A 1,365-nucleotide genomic window follows, 5' to 3' on the forward strand; every position below is an offset into this window, starting at 1 on the left:
CTTCCGTTCGTTCCCAGTCGATATGGACCCTACCGAGAAATTGTTTATTTTCATACGCAAATTGATGCGTTTTCTGGAAGAAGAAATGGGCAAAGATTTAATGAAAGTGATTTACAGTTCCGCTTTAGATTCAAAAGAACATACTTACTTTTTAAATTCAAATCGCTCACTCGTCCAAATTATTCGTTCATTAATTGAAGAGGCGAAAGAACAAAACGACATTGGCACTGACCAATCAGTTAACGAAATTTCACAACTTATCACCCAAAGCCTGATGGGAATCATCTATCATTGGGGATTAAACAACTCAGAACAAAGCTTGGAATCACTATCCATACCGCTAACCGAAACAATCATTAATGGGCTGAAAAGAACTAATACATAAATCAAAAGATTCATTTTCAAAAAATCTGACATTTAATTCAATATTAACCCCAATCTCATTGAATGGTCAGGGTAACTCCATTAATCTATAAAGTTCATACATTTTCATTTTTCACTTGAGTGTCAGACATTTTAAACGAGGAGTCGAAAGCCAGATATTATGAAACGATTTTTCTTTATCATCCTATATGCAATCTTATTTGGATTATCACTGCAGGCTTTTAATTTCAAGCTTGACCACCCTATTGCAGAAGATATCAGCCGGCTGATGCCAGTTAAAATGAAAGCGATAAAGGCAGAAGATAGTGAAGAAGCAATCAAAAAAGTCGTTTTAGAAGCCGCAAAAAACGATGACCATATTTCCATTGCCGGAATGCAGCATAGCCAAGGAGGACAGACATTATATCCAAACGGTATTCTGCTAGATATGAAACAATATGATAAAATACTTGATTTGGATGTAAAAGAAAAACGCATCACGGTCCAAAGCGGAGCAACCTGGGCTGTTCTCCAGGAATATATCAACCCATATGGACTTGCACTGAAGGTCAGTCAATCTCAAAACATTTTTACCATAGGCGGTTCTTTGAGCGTTAATGTCCACGGCCGCGATATTCGGCATCATGCCTTGATAGAAACTGTGGAGTCTTTTAGATTGCTAAACGCAAAAGGACAAATCCTAACAGTGAGCCGCAAAGAAAATTCGGAGCTCTTCTATTCGGTTATTGGCGGGTATGGTTTGTTTGGAGTAATACTCGACGTGACACTCCAACTTACCGATGACGAACTTTATAAAATTAAAACTAAATCACTCCATTATGATGAATATACGTCGTACTTTAAAAGAGATGTTCTTCAAAACGATGATGTTAAAATGCATCTGGCAAGAATATCGGTTGCTCCTGACTCCTATTTGGATGAAATGTATGTAACGGATTATTATAGGGCAAATGACCAAACACAGCTATCTAACTACAATAC

1 protein-coding gene and 1 pseudogene are annotated in these 1,365 nt (G+C 37.2%); both read left to right on the plus strand.

Going from position 1 to position 1,365, the window contains the following annotated elements:
• Positions 1 to 385 (plus strand): annotated as a pseudogene (locus AC1DUW_RS29015) (hypothetical protein); the annotation flags it as partial.
• A 159-nt stretch (positions 386 to 544) separates the two neighbouring features.
• The coding region (locus tag AC1DUW_RS29020; protein WP_477644211.1) for an FAD-binding oxidoreductase at positions 545 to 1,365 on the plus strand (821 nt) is incomplete at its 3' end.

This window comes from Peribacillus sp. P4_C12, assembly GCF_056402095.1.